At 72.0% G+C, this 17,653-nt stretch carries 6 protein-coding genes; all 6 read right to left on the bottom strand.

The window, feature by feature from the left end:
• Positions 1 to 7 precede the first annotated feature (7 nt).
• The 6 genes from OED52_RS05145 to OED52_RS05120 are packed head-to-tail and all read right to left on the bottom strand — an operon-like array spanning position 8 to position 17,552.
• Positions 8 to 928 carry a glycosyltransferase family 2 protein gene (locus tag OED52_RS05145; RefSeq protein ID WP_264153607.1) on the bottom strand — a complete coding sequence of 307 codons (921 nt, stop codon included), beginning with the start codon at positions 926 to 928 and terminating at the stop codon, positions 8 to 10.
• A 34-nt stretch (positions 929 to 962) separates the two neighbouring features.
• Entirely contained in the window at positions 963 to 1,958 is a 996-nt protein-coding gene (locus OED52_RS05140; RefSeq protein ID WP_264153606.1) for a glycosyltransferase family 2 protein, read from the bottom strand.
• A 46-nt stretch (positions 1,959 to 2,004) separates the two neighbouring features.
• Positions 2,005 to 2,973, bottom strand: coding sequence for an endonuclease/exonuclease/phosphatase family protein (locus OED52_RS05135; RefSeq protein WP_264153605.1), 969 nt, complete (start codon positions 2,971 to 2,973; stop codon positions 2,005 to 2,007).
• On the bottom strand, positions 2,970 to 4,229 hold the full coding sequence (entS, locus tag OED52_RS05130) for an enterobactin transporter EntS (RefSeq protein ID WP_264153604.1): 1,260 nt from the start codon (positions 4,227 to 4,229) through the stop codon (positions 2,970 to 2,972). The genes OED52_RS05135 and entS overlap by 4 nt, the downstream gene beginning before the upstream one ends.
• Before the next feature lie 13 nt (positions 4,230 to 4,242).
• Entirely contained in the window at positions 4,243 to 5,286 is a 1,044-nt protein-coding gene (locus tag OED52_RS05125) for an ABC transporter substrate-binding protein (protein WP_264153603.1), read from the bottom strand.
• Complete coding sequence (locus OED52_RS05120; RefSeq protein WP_413247716.1) at positions 5,283 to 17,552, bottom strand: amino acid adenylation domain-containing protein; 12,270 nt, start codon at positions 17,550 to 17,552, stop codon at positions 5,283 to 5,285. Before OED52_RS05120 ends, OED52_RS05125 begins: the two co-directional genes overlap by 4 nt.
• Positions 17,553 to 17,653 lie beyond the last annotated feature (101 nt).

Below are 17,653 nucleotides of genomic sequence, written 5' to 3'. Positions count from 1 at the left end.
CGGTTCGTCAACCGCGGGTGCGCGCCGCGGCCTCGTACACCTTGCGGCCGACGAACCGCATCGTCTCCACCCCCGGGCGTCGGATGACGGCGCGCGCCGCCGGTCCGGCCACCCTGCGCATCTGCCGGGCCAGGGCCAACGGCAGCGCCCCCTCGGGGCGGCCGGCCCACAACAGCAGTTCGAGTTCGGTGTCGTCGAGGGGGCGTACCCCGGTCGCGAGGGCGTACTCGCGGGCGATCCGCAGGTGCGCGGCCCGCTGTTCGTCCGAGTACACGGCGCTGACCTGGTGCGGATGCATCCGGTACAGGTACCCGACGATCGGGAGGTTGCCCATCTTCCCGTGGGCGGCGAGTTCGGTGAAGAACCGGTAGTCCTCGGCGTGCGCGAACTCCGGGCGGAACCGGATCCCGCTGCGCTGCAGCACCGACATGCGGATCATCGCCGACGCCCCGCAGTGACAGCTCCCCATCAGCAGGCGCTGGCGGCACGCCGCGTCGGTGCGGGGCATGCGCACCCGGCCCTCGATGGCGCCGAACATCTCGTAGTCGGTGCCGCACACCACCAGATCGGGATCGGCGGTCATCGCGCGCAGCTGGGCGCTCAGGCGGCCGGGCGGCATGATGTCGTCGGCATCCATGCGCGCCAGGAACGTCCCGCGGGCCTCGTCGAGCCCGCGGTTGAGGGCCCCGACGAGGCCGGTGTTGTCCTGGCGGACCACGCGCAGCCGCGGATCGGTGATCCCGGCGAGGACCTCGTCGGTGCCGTCGGTGGATCCGTCGTCGACGACGAGCAGTTCGAGATCGCGCAGGTCCTGGGCGAGGATCGAGTCGAGTGCCTCGCGCAGGTAGGGCGCCGCGTCGTACGCGGGCACGAGGACGGTGACGAGCGGCCCGGGTGTGGACGGGTTCGGTGTGGACGGGCGGGACATCGGCGGGTTCTCCTGTGTCGTCGGCGAAGTGTTCTCAGCGGTGACGCAGGATCGCCGAATAGAGCCACGGCGCCGTCTTCACCAGGACCGCGAAGACCGCCTCCCGCCGATATCCGGACCGGACCAGCGGAACGGTGTCGGAGAGGGAGATCTCGCTGCGCACCTTCCGGATCGCGGTGTCGTAGAGGCCGGGACGGTCCGTCGACGCGTGTCTGGCACGCATCGCGAGGTGCGCGACGGAGGTGAGGACCTGACGGTAGTGGAATCCCCGCATGTCGTCGAGCCATTCGCGGTCCAGCCCGTGCCGGCGGACGGCGGCACGGGCGTCGCGGCCGACCTTGAACAGGTCGAAGGTGCTCTCTCCCAAAGCGTTCGAGATCGATCCTTCACGGAACAGGTAGCGATAGAGCGGATCGTCCACCATCGCGACCCGTTTCGCGTCGAGAGCGATCCGGAGCACCGAGGCGAAGTCCTCGTAGGCCTGGCCCTCGTCCCACGGCCGGTCGCCGAGGATCTCGCGCCGGAACAGCTTCGTGCACGCATACGACTTCACCCGGCCACGGATCAGTTCGTGCGCGAAATCGACTCCTGACACGACGGATTCACGTACCGGTTCCTCGTCGATCTGCAGCGGGCGGTCGTGTTCGTCGACCCGCAGGGTGCGGCAGCACGCGAAGTCGGCGTCGGCGTCCTCGAGTGCCGCGACGAGGGTCTCGACGAACTGCGGTTCGGCTTCGTCGTCGCTGTCGAGGAACCACACGAGATCGCCTGTCGCGCTGCGGAGACCGGAGTTGCGTGCGCGGCCGAGCCCGAGATTGCGGGGATGGACGACGGTCGTGTACGCGACGCCGCGCTCGTCGAGGAATCCGGTCGCGGCATCCATCGACTCGTCCCCGCCCCGATCGTCGACCAGCACGATCTGATCGACCGGACGGGTCTGGCGCAGCACGGATCCCAGGCACTTCTCGACGTAGGGCAGGCTGCGGTACACGGGCACCACCACGCTCACGCGCAGCCGGTCGGATTCCACCGCTCCCCCTTCTCCCCGAGGACAACCCGTCCAGAATATCCCGATCTCATTCGAACCAGGGTGTGACCGACGCTACGAGACCGTGATGGTCCGAACCCGGAATGTCCACGCGCGCCGGGCGATCGACGGTCGCGCCCCGGGTGATGATCCGGTCGATCCCGATCATCGCGGGATAGACCGTATCGGCCGGATAACTGAGGAGCAGGCCCGCCCCCGTCTGGTCGGCGGCGTCGACGAAACCGTCGGTGAGCAGCGACCGGTAGCGGGTGTGCGACCAGGTGGAGTTGAAGTCGCCGCTGACGATCACGGGGGTGCCGGCGGAGGCCCGCTCGCGCAGCAGCACTCCCAGCTTCTCCATCTCCGCCGCCCACCTCCAGGCCGGTTCGGGATAGGGCGGCATGGGGTGCACGACGGCGAGCAGGACGGTGCGTCCGTCGCCGACCTCGAGATCGGCCACGAGGTTCTCCATCGCGAACCGGCCCAGCGGCTCCGCGTTCCGCAGCGGGAACCGGCTGTAGATGCCGGTGCCGCCCCCACCCTCGGGCCGGGGCTTCAGGTACTGCTCGGGGAGGAGTTCGTCGATGCCCGCCTCGCGCAGACGGACGACAGCGTCGTCGGTGAGTTCCTCGACGGTCACGACGTCGGCGTCGTGCTGCCGGACGAGATCGACGACACCCTCGGCGTCCGCCTCTCCCAACCGGATGTTGGCCTGCAGGACGGTGATCGGTTCCCCCGCGACCCGGTCGGGGAAGCTCGGGCGGCTCGGGACGAACAGCGGCAACTGCGTCCACACCCCGGCGAGCACGACCAGCAGGCCGATCAGGGCGCTGCGCCACGCCCGGATCGCGGCCAGCACCAGGGTGCCGGCGATCCCGACGACCACGAGCAGCGGCACGAACGAGGACAGCAGGATGAGCTTGTTGCTCTCCGGGCCGAGATAGTGGACGACGACCCCTAGGGCGCCCGTCGCCACCGCGACGAGGGCGAGGCCTTCGACCGCGCGGCGGATCGTCACTCGACCGCGACCGGGTGTGCATCCGGGTCCGCGGTCGCGGTGCGCAACCGCCGGAGCACGAACCCCGCCAGCAGGGCGAGCACCGCCATCGCGGCGCTGTACCAGACGACGGCCTCGGGGGCGGTGAAGATGCCGCCGAACAGACCGGCGACGAGCGCACCGAGCGACATGCCGGCAACCTCCTGGGCGGACCACAGGCCGTTGACCCGCCCGAGCATCGCGTGCGGGGTGTGGGTCTGGATCAGCGAGTAGCGCAGCACCTCCTGGACGGCGCCGAAGACGCCGACGATCACCAGCAGCACCACGGTGACCGCCAGGATCGAGGTGAAGCCGACGAGGGCCTGCACGACGAAACCGAGGAACAGGGCACCGAGCAGGACGGTGCCGGGCTTGCGGGCGCGGCCGAGCCATCCGCTGGTGACGGTGGCTGCGGCGGCACCGAGGGCGGTCGCCGCGTACATCACGCCGACGGCCACCGAGTTGCCCTCGAACCGGTCGGCGGCGAAGGCCGGGACGAGGACGAGGACACCGCCGCCGAGCATCGCCACGATGCCGGCGACCATCACGCCGCCGACGATCCGTTCGCGGCGCAGGAACGCCGCGACCGATTCGGCGGGTGCGCCGGAGCCGTCGTGCTCGTGGTCGTCCTTCGGCGGGTTCAGCGACGGCAGCCCGGACAGCAGCGCGACGGTGATCGCGGTGCCGACGGCGGCCACCCAGTAGTTCCACGCGACGGAGAACGCCGCGATGACGAGGCCGCCGAGCGCCGGGGACAGCACGGCGCCGGCGCGGGCACTGAGGACGTTGAGGGCCCCGACCCCGACCATCTGGTCCTTGGGGACGAGGGTGGGCACGACCGCGAACAGGGCCGCGATGCTGATCGATCCGATCAGACCGTTGACGATCATCAGCACGACGATCGCCGGGACCGAGGGGTTCTCGAGGCCCGCGTTGATCGCCAGGCCCACGAAGGTGAGACCGGAGACGGTGCGGGCGAACAGGATCAGGATCTTGCGGTTGTACCTGTCGGCGAGCATGCCGCCGAGCAGCATGCCGCCGATGGCGGCGCCCCCTTCGAGTGCGGAGACCAGGCCCACGGTCGGGGACGACCCCGTCAGGTCGTAGACCTGGATCGGGACACCCACCATGAGCATCCCGATGCCGAAGATCGAGATGGTGCGGGCGATGAAGATCCGGCGGAACGCCGCGCTCTCGCGCAGCGGCCGCAGGTCGAAGAGGACGCCGCCTGTGCTCATCGGTACCGGTCCGTCACTCGGACTTCGCGGCGGCGTCGGCCAGCATCGGAGCGACCTCGTCGGTCGCCCACTTCAGCGACAGCGAGGACGGGAAGCCGACCGCGTTCGGGATTCCGGTGTTGCGGGCGAGGGAGACGACCGCGCCGCGTTCGACGGCGGGCAGCCGGTTCCAGGCCTCGAACTTGGTGAGGTAGCCGAGATCGCCGGTGGGCGAGACGACGACGAGCAGGTCGGCGTCGAGCTGCGAGATCTGCTCGTAGGACAGCACACCGCGGCCGTCGGCGTCGACGGGCAGGGTGGTCGCGTACTCGCTGAGCTCGAGGCCGAGCGAGCTCAGGAACTGGCCGATGCCGCGGTCGTCGGAGGCGAGCACCGACAGCTGGCCACCGGTGTCACCGATGATCGCGTTGTAGGTGGCACCCTCGAGGGCGGGGTACTGCTCCGTGGCCGCGGCGAGATCGACCTCGGCCTGCTCGATGACCTCCTCGGCCTTCTCCGGGATGCCGAGGGCCGCGGCGACCTTGCGGGTGGAGTCCTGCCACGGCTCACCGTTCGCGCGGACGTCGAAGTGCACGACCGGGAACTGCTCGGAGAGCTGGCCGTAGGTGTTCTCCTCGAGCCCCCAGAAGCCGGTGGAGACGATGATGTCGGGCTGCAGCGCGGCGATCTTCTCGGCGATCACGGTGGCGCCGGCGTCCATGTCCAGCAGCGGCGGGACGTCGCCGCCGAGGGCCTCGGCCTCCCACGGCCACACGCCGGTGCCGTTGGTGGCGGCGAGGTTCTGTGCATCGACGGGGAGCGCGATCGGCGTGACGCCGAGCGACAGCAGGATGTCGGCGTCCTGCGGCGACAGGGGCAGGGCCCGAGTGGGCTCGGCCTCGACGGTCACCTCACCGAACTTGCCGCTGACGGTGACCGGGAACTGCCCTTCGGCCGCGACCGTGGTCTCGGCCGTGGTGTCGCTGTCGGTGTCCGAACCGCACGCCGCGACACCGGCCAGCACGGCGGTGGCGGCGAGGGCGACGCCGATCCGGCGCAGTCGCTTGTGGATCCTCATCGATTCTCCTCTGTTGGGGCACAACCAGTGGGTGTGGAAGTGGACGGACTCGTCGATCCTCGTTCGGCGTGGCCGGCACGGTCGGTCTCGCCGAGCATCGCCGCGAGTTCACCGATCGAGCCGCTGGTGAACACCGACTCCGCGTCGACCGTGTAACCGGCCGTACGCAGCCCGCCGAGAATCCGCATCACCGAGATACTGTCGCATCCCAGTTCGAGCAGGTCGTCGTCGACACCGACCCGGTCGGCGCCGGTGACCTCCGCGGCGAGCGTGCACAGCAGCTCCTCTGCCGGGGTGGACGGCGCCCGGAACTCGCGCGGGGCGAGTTCGGGCCGCGGCAGGGCGGCACGGTCGATCTTGCCGTTGGCGAGCTTCGGCAGCGCGTCGAGGATCACCGTGGCGGACGGCACCATGTAGTCCGGCAGGACCCGGCCGACGGCCCGGCGCAGGGTCTCCGCGTCGAGACCGTGTCCGGCGGGCACCACGTAGGCGACCAGACGTGCCACGGCACCGAGGTCGGTGCGGGCCAGGACCACGGTGTCGGCGACACCCGGCTGCGAGGACAGCACCGTCTCGATCTCGGCCGGTTCGATGCGGTAGCCGCGGATCTTGATCTGGTCGTCGCCGCGACCGCGGTACCGGATGTGCCCGTCGGGCGTCCAGAGGGCGCGGTCACCCGTGCGGTACATGCGGTCGCCGGGGAACTCCGGATCGATCGCATCGGCGACGAACCGGTCGGCGGTGCGGCCCGGGTCGGCGAGGTAGCCGCGGGTCAGGCCGCGGCCGGCGAGGTACAGCTCGCCCTCCACACCGATGGGCACGGGCCGCATCCACTTGTCGAGGATGTAGGCGCGGGTGCCGGCGACGGGCCGTCCCGTCACGGGTGTCTCGGCGTCGGAGACCCGCGCCACCAGCGCGTCGACCGTGCTCTCGCTGGGGCCGTAGAGGTTGTAGGCACCGACGTTGCCGAGTCCGTCCCCACCGAGTCCGTCCCCACCGAGTCCGCGCAGGCGGTCCCACATCGGCTGCGAGACGGCCTCGCCACCGAAACCGAGGGAGGCGGGGCACTTCCCGTCGTCGGCGAGACCGTGGTCGAGCAGCTGCGCGAGGTGCGAGGGGGTGACCTCGAGGAAGTCCCAGCCGGACTCGTGGGCGATGCGCACCATCTCGGCGGGGTCGCGCTGGACCCGCTCGTCGACGACGTGCACGGCGTGCCCGTCGAACAGCCACAGTTGCGGCTGCCACGACGCGTCGAAGGCGAACGACCACGCGTGGCCCACCCGCAGGCGGTCCCGTCCGGCACGTGCCTGCGTCGGCACGTACAGATCGGCCCGATGGCTGCGGAACAGCGCGGTCAGGCCGCGGTGCAGCGCGACGACCCCCTTGGGGGTGCCGGTGGTGCCGGAGGTGTACACGACGTAGGCCGGGTGGTCGGCGCGCAGCGGGGCGAGCCGGTCCGCGTCGGTGAGCGGGGCGTCGTCGTATCCCGCGACCCGGACGGCCAGAGCCTCGTCGTCGACCGCGAGTACCGCCGCGTCCGTCTCCGGCAGCGAGCCCGCGAGCTCGCCGGTGGTGAGCACGACCTTCGGGGCCGCGGTACCGAGGATCGCCGCGAGACGCTCTGCAGGCGTGCGGGGTTCGACCGCGACGTAGGCGCCGCCGGAGACGAGCACCGCGAGCATCGCCGCGATCGTGTCGGCGGTGCGGGGCAGCACCAGCGCGACCCGCTGTTCCGGTCCGACGCCCTCGTCGACGAGCAGGCGCGCCCAGCGGCGGACCTGCGACGCGAGTTCGGCGAAGGTCCGTTCGAGACCGTCCGCGACGAGCGCGGTCTCGTGCGGGTAGCGGGCGACGGCGTCGTCGAACAGGTCGGCGGCCGTGGCGGTCCCGGCGTCCAGCGCGGGGGTCGCGCGCCAGCTCTCGAGCCGTGCGCGTTCCTCCGTGGCCAGCACGTCGATGGCCGACAGGTGCCGCTGAGCCCCGTCCTCGGCCAGGGCACGCAGGACCCGGTCGAGTCCGGCCGCGAACCGTTCGACGGTGGCCCGCTCGTACAGATCCGAGCTGTATTCGACGACACCCACGACGGTGTCGGTCCCCGCGTACTCGACGAGGTCGAAGGACAGGTCGAACTTCGAGGTCTCCATCGGGTGCGGTTCGGGGGTGACACCCGCCGCGAGCCCACCGGCGCTGCGCGGATCCGGCTCGACCAGATAGACGATCATCACCTGGAAGAGCGGGTGCAGCGCGCGGGAGACGGACCGGTCGGAGCCGAGCACCGCGTCGACCACCTGCTCGAAGGGCAGGTCCTGGTGGTCGAACGCCTCGAGGTCGGTGCGGCGGATCCGGTCGAGCAGTTCCGCGACGGTGGGATCGCCGGACAGGTCGGTGCGCAGCACGAGGGTGTTGAGGAAGAAGCCGACGAGATCCTCGAGCTGCGCGTCGCTGCGCCCGGACACCGGAGTGCCGAGCGGGATGTCCTCGCCCGCACCGTAGGCGGACAGCAGCACCGCGACCGCGGCCTGCACGACCATGAACATCGACACGTCGTGCGCGCGGGCGAGTTCCCGCAGGGCCCGGACGATCTCGGGGTCGAGCGCGAAGGGCACCGCGCCACCGCGGTAGGTGGTGCGGGCCGGGCGGGTGTGGTCCACCGGCAGCGGCAGTTCCTCGGGCAGCCCGGCGAGGGCCTGCCGCCAGTGGTCGCGCTGCCGGGCGGCGAGCGAGCCGGGATCGGCGGCGTCGCCGAGCAGTTCGCGCTGCCACAGGGTGAAGTCGGTGTACTGCACGGGCAGCGGCGCCCACTCGGGTTCCTGCCCCACCTGCCGCAGCGCGTAGGCGGTGGCGAGATCGGTGAGCAGCGCCTTGGTGGACCATTCGTCGACCGCGATGTGGTGGATCACCAGCGCCACCACGGTGTCGTCCCCGGTGTCGAGCACCGCCAGGTGCACCGGGAGGTCGGCGGCGAGGTCGAAGCGGTGGTCGATCACCGCGGCGAGGGTGTCGCGCACGTCCTCCGGGGCGACGGTGCGGCGGTCGGCGACCACCCGCACCTCCTCGGGGGCGAGCACCAGCTGGTGCGGCTGCCCGTCGGGGGCCGGGAAGACGGTGCGCAGGGCCTCGTGCCGCAGCACGACGTCGCGGACGGCGATCTCGAGGGCCGCGACGTCCACGGGCCCGTGGATCCGCCAGGTGACGGGCACGTTGTAGACACCGCCGCGGGCACCGAACTGATCGAGGATCCACAACCGCTGCTGCGCGTAGGACAGCGGCACACGCTCCGGCCGCGGCCGCACCGGCACCAGGGCGGGGCGCGGGGCGACCTGTTCGGCGCCGGCGCACCGCTGCGCCAGCGACTCCACGGTCGGGGCGTCGAAGACGGCACGCACCGCGAGCTCGACGCCGAGTTCGGAGCGGATCGCGTTGACGAGCCGGATCGCCGCGAGCGAATGGCCGCCGAGCGCGAAGAAATCGTCGTCGATGCCGACCTCGTCGAGCCCCAGTGCGGCGGCGAACAATCCGGCGATCGTCGCCTCGAGTTCGGTGCGCGGCGCCCGGTCGGTGGCGGTGTCGAACTCCGGTGCCGGCAGGGCGTTCCGGTCGAGCTTGCCGTTGAAGTTCGTCGGGACCGTGTCGATCACCAGCACCCGCGCGGGCAGCAGGTAGTCGGGGATCCGTCCGACGAGTGCGCCGCGCACGTCCGCCGGATCGAGGTCGGACCCCGGTGCGGGGACTGCGTATCCGACGAGTACGTCGTCGCCGGCCGGTCCGGGCTTGACGGTGGCCACAGCGCGGGTGACACCCGTCACGGCCTCGAGGGCCGCTTCGAGTTCGCCGAGCTCGATGCGCAGACCGCGCAGCTTGATCTGGTCGTCGCCGCGGCCGAGATATTCGAGTTCGCCGCGGGTGTCCCAGCGGGCGAGGTCGCCCGTGCGGTACAGGCGTGCCCCCGGTCCGCCGAAGGGATCGGCGACGAACCGCTGCGCGGTGAGGGCCGGGCGCCGCAGGTACCCCTGCGCGACCTGCACCCCGCCGATGTACAGCTCGCCGGGGGTGCCGGCCGGGACCGGATGCAGGTTCCGGTCCAGCACGTACAGGCCCACGTTCGCGCCGGGCCGGCCGATGACCGAACCGCGTGCGGGCGAACCGATCCGGGATACGGGGTCGGCGTCGAGGGTGACCTCGACGGCCGCTTCCGTCGGACCGTAGAGGTTGTGGATCCGCACCTGCGGCAGCACCTTCGCCGCCCGGTCGACGGTGCGCGGCGACAGTGCCTCACCGCTGCACACGATGCGGCGCAGCGCGGTGGCCCCGGCGGTCGCAGGGACGGCGAGGGTCTCCTCGAGGATCGACGGCACGAAGTGGGCGACGGTGACGCCGCCGTCGCGCAGCAGCTGCCCGGCCTCGGCGGGGTCACGGTGGGCGTCCGGTCCGCCGACGACGACGGCGGCGCCTTCGGCGAAGGGCGCGAACAACTCCCACACCGACACGTCGAAGGTGGCGGGGGTGCGCAGCAGCACCCGGTCCTCCGGCACCAGCGGCAGCGCGCGCTGCACCCAGGCCAGGCGGTTCGCCACGGCGCGGTGCGACACGACGACGCCCTTGGGCAGACCGGTCGAGCCCGAGGTGTAGATGACGTACACCGGGTGGTCGAGCGTCAGGGGCGCGGTCCGGTCCGCATCCGACAGCGGCGCGGGGTCCCGGGCGTCGATGCGGGCGCGGACCTCGGGAGCATCGAGGTCGAGTCGCTCGTGGTCGCCCGGCAGTTCGACGTCGCTGCGGGTCACAACGACCCGCGGCTGCGCGTCGCCGAGCAGGTACTCGATGCGGGCGGCGGGCAGCGTGGTGTCGATCGGCTGGTAGGCCGCACCGGATTTCACGACGGCATGGATCGCGACGACCTGCTCCACCGACCGCGGCACGGCCACGGCGACGATCTCGCCCGGGCCGGCGCCGAGCGCCGCGAGTTCGCGGGCCAGACGGCTGGAGGCCGCGTCGAGGTCGGCGTAGGTGAGGGTGCGGTCGGCTGCCTCGAGCGCCGGACGGGCCGCGTGCTCGGCGGCTGCGGCGGCGAGCGTCCCGCTCAGCGTGGTGAGCGGGAACGCCACGGCTTCACCGGTGCCGACGGCGAGCTGGCGGGCCGCGTCGTCCTCGTCGAGGAGGGCGACGGCACCGATGCGCGCGTCGGGGGTGTCGGCGACCTTCTCCAGCAGGGTCAGCAGCGCCCCGAGGAGGGTCTCGACGGTGGCCGCGTCGAACAGGTCGGCGGCGTATTCGACGGAGACCGCGACCTCGCCGGTGTCCGGGGCGTCGACGAAGGTGAGGTTGAGGTCGAACTTGGCGCGGACGTTGCTCAGCGGCTCCCAGCGGGTGGGGACGCCGAGCAGGTCGGGCAGCTGCGCGGGGCGCTGCAGGTAGCTGACCATCACCTGGAACAGCGGGTTGCGTCCCTCCACCCGCGGCGGGGCGAGCCGCTCGACGAGCTGTTGGAAGGGCACCTCCTGGTGGGCCATCGCCGCGAGGTCGGTCTCGCGCACGCGGTCGAGGAGTTCGGCGAAGGTCGGATCGCCGGACAGGTCGGTGCGCAGCACGAGGGTGTTGACGAAGAAGCCGACGAGGTCGTCGAGGGCGGTGTCGGACCGGCCGGAGACCGGGGTGCCGACGACGACGTCCTCGCCCGCGCCGAGCCGCGACAGCAGCGCCGCGGTGGCCGCGTGCAGAGCCATGAACATGGTGCCGCCGCGGCTCTCGGCGACGGTGCGGAGCCGGCCGGCGATGTCGGCGGGCAGGGTCGCGGTGGTGTTCCCGGCGGTACCGGTGGGCTGCGCGGGACGCGGCCGGTCGGTGGGCAGCACGATCTCGTCGGGCAACCCGGCGAGGGTGTCGGTCCAGTATTCGACGCGGCTGTCGATCAGACCGGCCTCGATCAGCTCGCGCTGCCACAGGGCGTAGTCGGCGTACTGCACCGGCAGCGGCGCCCAGTCCGGTGCCGTCCCACCGGAGCGGGCGAGATAGGCGCGGGTGAGGTCGCCGAGCAGCGGTGCGTCCGACCACTCGTCGGTGGCGACGTGGTGCAGGACCACGGCGAGGACGTGCCGGTCCGGGGCGATGCGCACCAGCACCACGCGCAGCGGCGGATCGGTGCGCAGGTCGAACGACGCGGTCAGCCGCTCGGTGAGCAGCGCGCGGACGGTGTCCTCGTCCGCGGCCTCGGTGAGCTCGAAGCGCACGGCCTCGCTCGCCGGCAGGATCCGCTGGAACGGGCTTCCGTCCTCGGATTCGATGACGGTGCGCAGGCTTTCGTGCCGTTCCACGAGGTCGGTGACCGCGGCGGCGAGGGCGTCGGCGTCGACGGCGCCGTCGAGGCGGGCGACGTGCGCGTAGTGGTAGGCGAGGCTGTCGTCCTGCAGTTGCTGCAGCAGCCACAGCCGCTCCTGGGCCGCGGACAGCGGCACCCGGTCGGGGCGTTCCTGCACGGTCAGCGGCGGCAGCGCGGCACCGGCGGCGGGGATGCGCCGGGCGATCTCCTCGACGGTGCGTGCCTCGAACAGGTCCCGGATGTTCAGGTCCACACCGAGTTCCGAGCGGATCCGGCCGACGATGCGCATGGCGATCATCGAGTGCCCGCCGAGTTCGAAGAAGTCGTCGTCGGCGCCGACCTCGTCGAGGCCGAGCGCGTCGGCGAAGACCTCGCACAGGGCGCGTTCGGTCTCGGTGCGCGGGGCTCGGCCGCCGAGACCGGTGGGGGCCTGCGGTTCGGGCAGGGCGCGGGTGTCGAGCTTGCCGTTGACCGTCATCGGCACGGTGTCGATGAGCTGCACGGCGGCCGGGACCATGTAGTCCGGCAGCTGGGCCCGCAGGTGGGCGACGAGCCGCGCGGACAGCTCGTCGGTGTCGGTGCCGGGGACCGGGACCGCGTAGGCGGCGAGGCGCTTGGTGCCGGGGACGAGCGGGTCGTCGACGGCGATCACCGCGGCGGTGCCGACCTCGGGGTGCGATTCGAGCACGGCCTCGATCTCGTGGAGTTCGACGCGGTAGCCGCGGATCTTGACCTGGTCGTCGACGCGGCCGAGGTAGTCGAGGTTGCCGTCGGGCCGCAGGCGCATCAGGTCGCCGGTGCGGTACATGCGCCCACCCTCCGACCACGGGTCGGCGACGAAGCGGTCCGCGGTGAGGTCCGGGCGGTTCAGGTAGCCGCGGGCCAGGCCCACACCCGCGATGTACAGCTCGCCGACCACACCGTCGACGACCGGCCGCAGCCACGGGTCGAGGATGTAGGCGCGGGTCGCGCGGATGGGCACACCGACCGTGGGGGTGGCGCTGTCGCCGGTGCCGCCGCCGAGGGTGTTGATCGTGTACTCGGTGGGGCCGTAGAGGTTGTAGCCGAGGGTGCCGTCGGTCTCGCGCAGCCGGGTCCACACCGAATCCGACACGGCCTCACCGCCGAGCAGGACCAGCGGCGGACGGTGCTGCCCCTCCCCCTTGTCGAGCAGACCGTCGGCGATCAGCTGGGTGGCGTAGGTGGGGGTGACGTTGACGACGTCGATGGCGTGGGTGTCGCAGTAGGCGACGAGCGCGGTCGCGTCGCGGCGCAGGTCCTCGTCGCAGACGTGCACCTCGTGGCCCTCGACGAGCCAGAGCAGCTCCTCCCAGGACATGTCGAACGCGAAGGAGACGGTGTGCGCGACGCGCATCCGCCGTCCGTCCACCGAGGAGACCACCGGGTCGAAGATCTCGTCCTGGTGGTTGCGCTGCATGTTGGTCAGGCCGCGATAGGGCGTGACGACGCCCTTGGGCCGGCCGGTGGAACCGGAGGTGTAGATGACGTAGGCGGGATGCTCGAGGCGACCCGGGCGGCCGGGTGCGAAGGCCCCGAGTTCGGCGTCGGTGAGCGGCTGCATGTCGGCCGCGCCGAAGACCGTCTCGTCGAGGCGGATGCTGTGGTCGGCGGGCAGGCCGAGCCGCTCCTGCACCGCCCCGGTGGTGAGGAACAGTGCGGGCTGCGCGTCGTCGATCACGGTGCGCAGGCGCTCGTCGGGCTGGTCGAGCTCGAGCGGCAGGTAGGCGGCACCGGTGCGCAGGATCGCGAACAGGGCGACGACCGTGTCGATGCTGCGGGGCAGGCCGAGGCACACGATCGTCTCGGGGCCGGCGCCCCGGCGGATCAGCGTGCGGGCCAGCGCTTCGACGCGCCCGGCGAGCTCGCGGTAGGTGCAGCTCTCCCCACCGGCGACGAGGGCGGTGCGTTCGCCGTCGGTCGCGGCGCGGGCGATGAGCATCTCCGCGATCGTGACGTCCTCGACCGCGGGGATCCCGGCGCGCAGCCGGGCCTCGGTGACGGTCCGCTCGGCGGCGGTCAGGGCGGGCACGGCCGCGACCGGCAGGTCGCCGTCGCCGGCGACGAATCCGAGCAGCGCCACGAACCGGTCGTGCAGCGCCTGCGCGCGGGCGGCGTCGACGACGTCCGGCCGGTAGTCGATCTTGACGTGCATGGTCCGCCCGGGTGACACGACGATCGCGAGCGGGTAGTGCGTGTGGTCGAGGCTGTCCTCGGCGACGATGTCGTACCGCTCGGACTGCCGCGCCATCTGCTCGGCGTCCTTGAAGTTCTGCAGCACGAACAGGGTGTCGAACAGTTCGGAGTGGCCGACGGCACGGAGGATGTCGCCGAGCCCGAGGTACTCGAACTCCATCCGGTCGACGTACTCGTCCTGCATGCGGCGCAGCAGAGCGGTGAGGGTCTCGGCGCCCGACATGCGCACCCGCACCGGGACGGTGTTGAGGAACATGCCGATCACGCGGTCGAGGCCGACGATCTCGGTGGGGCGGCCGGCAACGGTGGAGCCGAACACGACGTCGGTGCTGCCGGATTCGGCCGCGAGCAGCAGGCCGACGACGGCGTTCATCAACGCGTTCAGGGTCACGCCCGTGCTGCGGGCACGCTCGCGCAGCGCCGTGGTGAGCTCCTCGTCGATGTACGACTCGATGCGCAGCGGCACGATGGCGGCGCGGTCGCGGGTGGACCCGGCCAGCAGGGTGGGCTTGTCGAAGCCGGAGAACTCGTCGCGCCAGGCCTGTTCGGCGGCGGCACGGTCGCGGGTCGCGAGCCAGGCGAGGTAGTCGGTGAAACCGGCTTCGGGAGCGGCGATCTCGTCACCGGCGTAGCGGGCGAGCAGTTCGTCGACGAACAGCGCGCCGGACCAGCCGTCCCAGAGGATGAACTCGCGGTTGACCACGAGGCGGTCTATGCCGTCGAGGTGCAGCAGGAGCATGCGCCACAGCGGCGGGGTGGCGAGGTCGAACGGCTGCAGCCGGTCCTCCTCGATCAGCTTCTCGGCGCGGGCCTGCTGTTCGGCCGGGTCGAGGCCGGTCAGGTCGACCTCGGTGAAGGGCACCTCGAGATCCGGGGAGCCGATGAACTGCACCGGATCGGACAGGCCGTCGTCGGTGAAACCGGCTCGCACGGTGGGGTTCTCGGCGAGCAGGCGGGCGGCGGCGCGACGCAGGCGGGGCACGTCGAGGCGGTGCCCGAAGTCCAGCGAGAACTGGGCGGTGTAGATGTCCTTCGACGTGTCGAAGACCGACTGGAAGTACAGGCCGCGCTGCAGCGGGGACAGCGGCCAGATGTCCTCGATCCGCACCGGGGCGATGCGAGCGACGCGGTCGATCTCGGCCTGGCTCAGGGTGAGATACCCGAGATCGGACGGGGTGAGCGTCGTCTTCCCCGAGGCCGCGTCGGCGCGGTCGAGCAGGTCGTCGAGTACCGCGCGCCACGCGTCGGCGAATCGTGTCACGAGGTCCGCGTCGAGCGCGTCGTCGGCGGTGAAACGGACTGCCGCACCATCGGTTCCGTTGTCGACGTGGATGTCGAGCAGGTAGGAGCCGATCCGGTCGCCGGAGGAGCGCACGAGCACCTGCGGCTGCGTGAGCGGCGCGAGGGCCGGTCCGGCCTGGACGTTGGCGTAGCGCAGCATCGGCCAGCCGATACCGCGGTCGGGAGCGGCGCGCAGGCGTTCCTTCGCGGCGCGCAGGGCGTTAAGCGGGTCGGCGGTGAGTGTCAGGCGCACCGGGGTCGTCCAGTCGAGGGCGCCGACCGTGCGGCCGAGGTCGGTGCCGGGGACCAGCGGGACGCGGCCGTCGCGGGCGATGTCGACGAGCAGTTCGCCTTCGGCCCCCTCGCGGAGACGGGCGACCGCGGCGGCGGTCACCGCGGCCCACACGTCGGTGGCGTCACCCGAGACGAGCCCGGCGACCGCGGTTGTCGCCGTATCGTATTCGTCGCCGGTCAGGGTGAGGGTCACGGGCGTCCGCATCCGGCCGGAGGCCACCGCTGCCGCGAACTCGGCGCCGGGCGCGACGGTGGTCATCCAGTCGGGCAGCTCGGCGAGACGCTGCGGTGACGCGGCCTGTTCGGTGAAGACGCGGGCGTGCGTGGCCGGCGATGTGGGCACGGGCGGCAGCGTGATCTCCGTGCCGCGACGTGCGGCACGCAGGGCACGGTGCAGGTCGGCGGTGACGATCGACCAGGAGGTCTCGTCGACGAGGGCGGCCGGGGCGAGGAGGACGAGTTCGCCCGCCCCCTCCTCGGCTTCGGTCAGCCACACGGCGGTCAGGATGCGGCCCGCGGCAGGATCGGGGCGGCCGGCGAGTTCCGTGGTGGCGGTGCCGGTGGGCAGCGCCGCGGTGGTGACGAGGCTCGTGGCGTCGAGTCCGGCGGCGTCGTTCACCGACAGCAGCCACAGCACCGGAGCCGGGGCGGTGAGGGTGGTGCGCAGCGCGGGGTGGTGCCGGACCACGGCGGCGACCGCGGCGCGCAGGGCGTCCTCGGTGAGACCCTCGGGTGCGGGCAGGCGGTGTTCGCGCAGGTCGGCGGCGACGTCCACGCCGACGTCCCGGCGTCGCGCGGTGGCGGGCATCAGCGCGATCGGGCCGGGGAGGGTCTCCTCGTGCTGCGGGTCCGTGACGTCCCCGAGGACCGGGGCCGGGGCGACGTCGAAGGTGCCGAGCGGCGCCTCGGGGTCGGTGAGGATGTCGGCGAGGAAGGCGTCCAGGGCGGCGGCGCACTGCCGGGCGAGCGGGGCGTCGTCGGCGTGTCCGCGAAGGCCGATCTCCACGGGGTGGCCGGCCTTCTCCAGCACGACGATGAACTCGAGTTCGCCGACCGGGCCGGAGGACAGCATGTGGGCGCGGGACTCCCGGCCCACGGTGTACCGGGAGGCGGACGCGGGCATGATGTTCACGCCCACGGTCGGGGGCCGCCAGTCCGGGTCGATCTCGGCGAGTTCGCGGCCGAGGTCCTCGCCGCGGTACCGGCCGTGCTTGAGCAGACCGAGCAGTTTGCCGTCGATGGTCGCGGCGATGTCGGACAGGCGCGCGTCGTCGGGGACGTCGAAGCGCAGCGGAAGGACGCTCGCGACCATCGCGGGCATGGTGCGCAGTTCGCGGGCCCCGCGCGCGGTGGTGGGCAGGCTGAGCACGACGTCGCGGCGGCGGGTGGCACGCGCGATGTAGGTGCCGAGCAGCGCGATGAGCACGGTGGCGGGGCGGGTGCCGTGCGCCTTGGCGTACCGCTCGAGGCGTTCGCGGCCGACGCCGTCGAGGTTCGACCAGGCGATGAGTTCGCCGGGGCTCGAGACCCGCCCGGATCCGAGCAGCCGGGTCACCTCCGGCAGGTCCTCCATCTCGGCGAGCCAGTACTTCCGGTCGAGTTCGCGCTGCTCGCTCGCGACGTACTCCTCGTCGACGCGGACGTAGCGTTCGACGGTCCAGTCGGCCGCGCGGTCGGGACCCTTGCCCTCGACGTACGCCTTGGTCATGGCGGCGGTCGCCATGGCGATGCCGTATCCGTCGTTGATGATGTGGTGGTACTGCTGGTACAGCCGCACGCGGTCGTCGGCGATCCGGTGGACGGCGAAGCGGAACAGCAGGTCGCGCGCGAGGTCCTGCGGTTCGCTCATCGTCTCGCGCATCCAGCGGTCGGAGGCTGCCACCGGGTCGTCCTCGTCGCGGAAGTCGAGGACGGGCAGCTCCCACTCGCGGGTCGCGCGGGGGATCTGGACGACGTTGCCGTCCGCGTCGACGTCGAAGTTGACGTGGAGGGTCTCGGCGGCGTCGAGGACCGATCGGACCGCTTCGATCATCCGGTCGATGTCGATGTCGTCACCGACGCTCTCGGTGTACATGCCGGTGTTGTAGAGGTGCCCGGTGACGTCGAGCTGATGACCGAAGAAGATGGTCCGCTGAGCTCGGGTCACGGGAAACACCGACATGTAAGCACTCACTCCCACGGGTCGCCGCGGGAACCCGCGGGTATGCAACAGGACGACTATCTAATGGTTAGGCTAACCATACTAGGCGCGCGGTGGGGATC

This window comes from Rhodococcus sp. Z13 (assembly GCF_025837095.1).
Taxonomy (GTDB): Bacteria; Actinomycetota; Actinomycetes; order Mycobacteriales; family Mycobacteriaceae; genus Rhodococcus; species Rhodococcus sacchari.
Note: the sequence above shows the minus strand (reverse complement) of the source record. Positions and strands in the feature narration are given on the sequence as shown.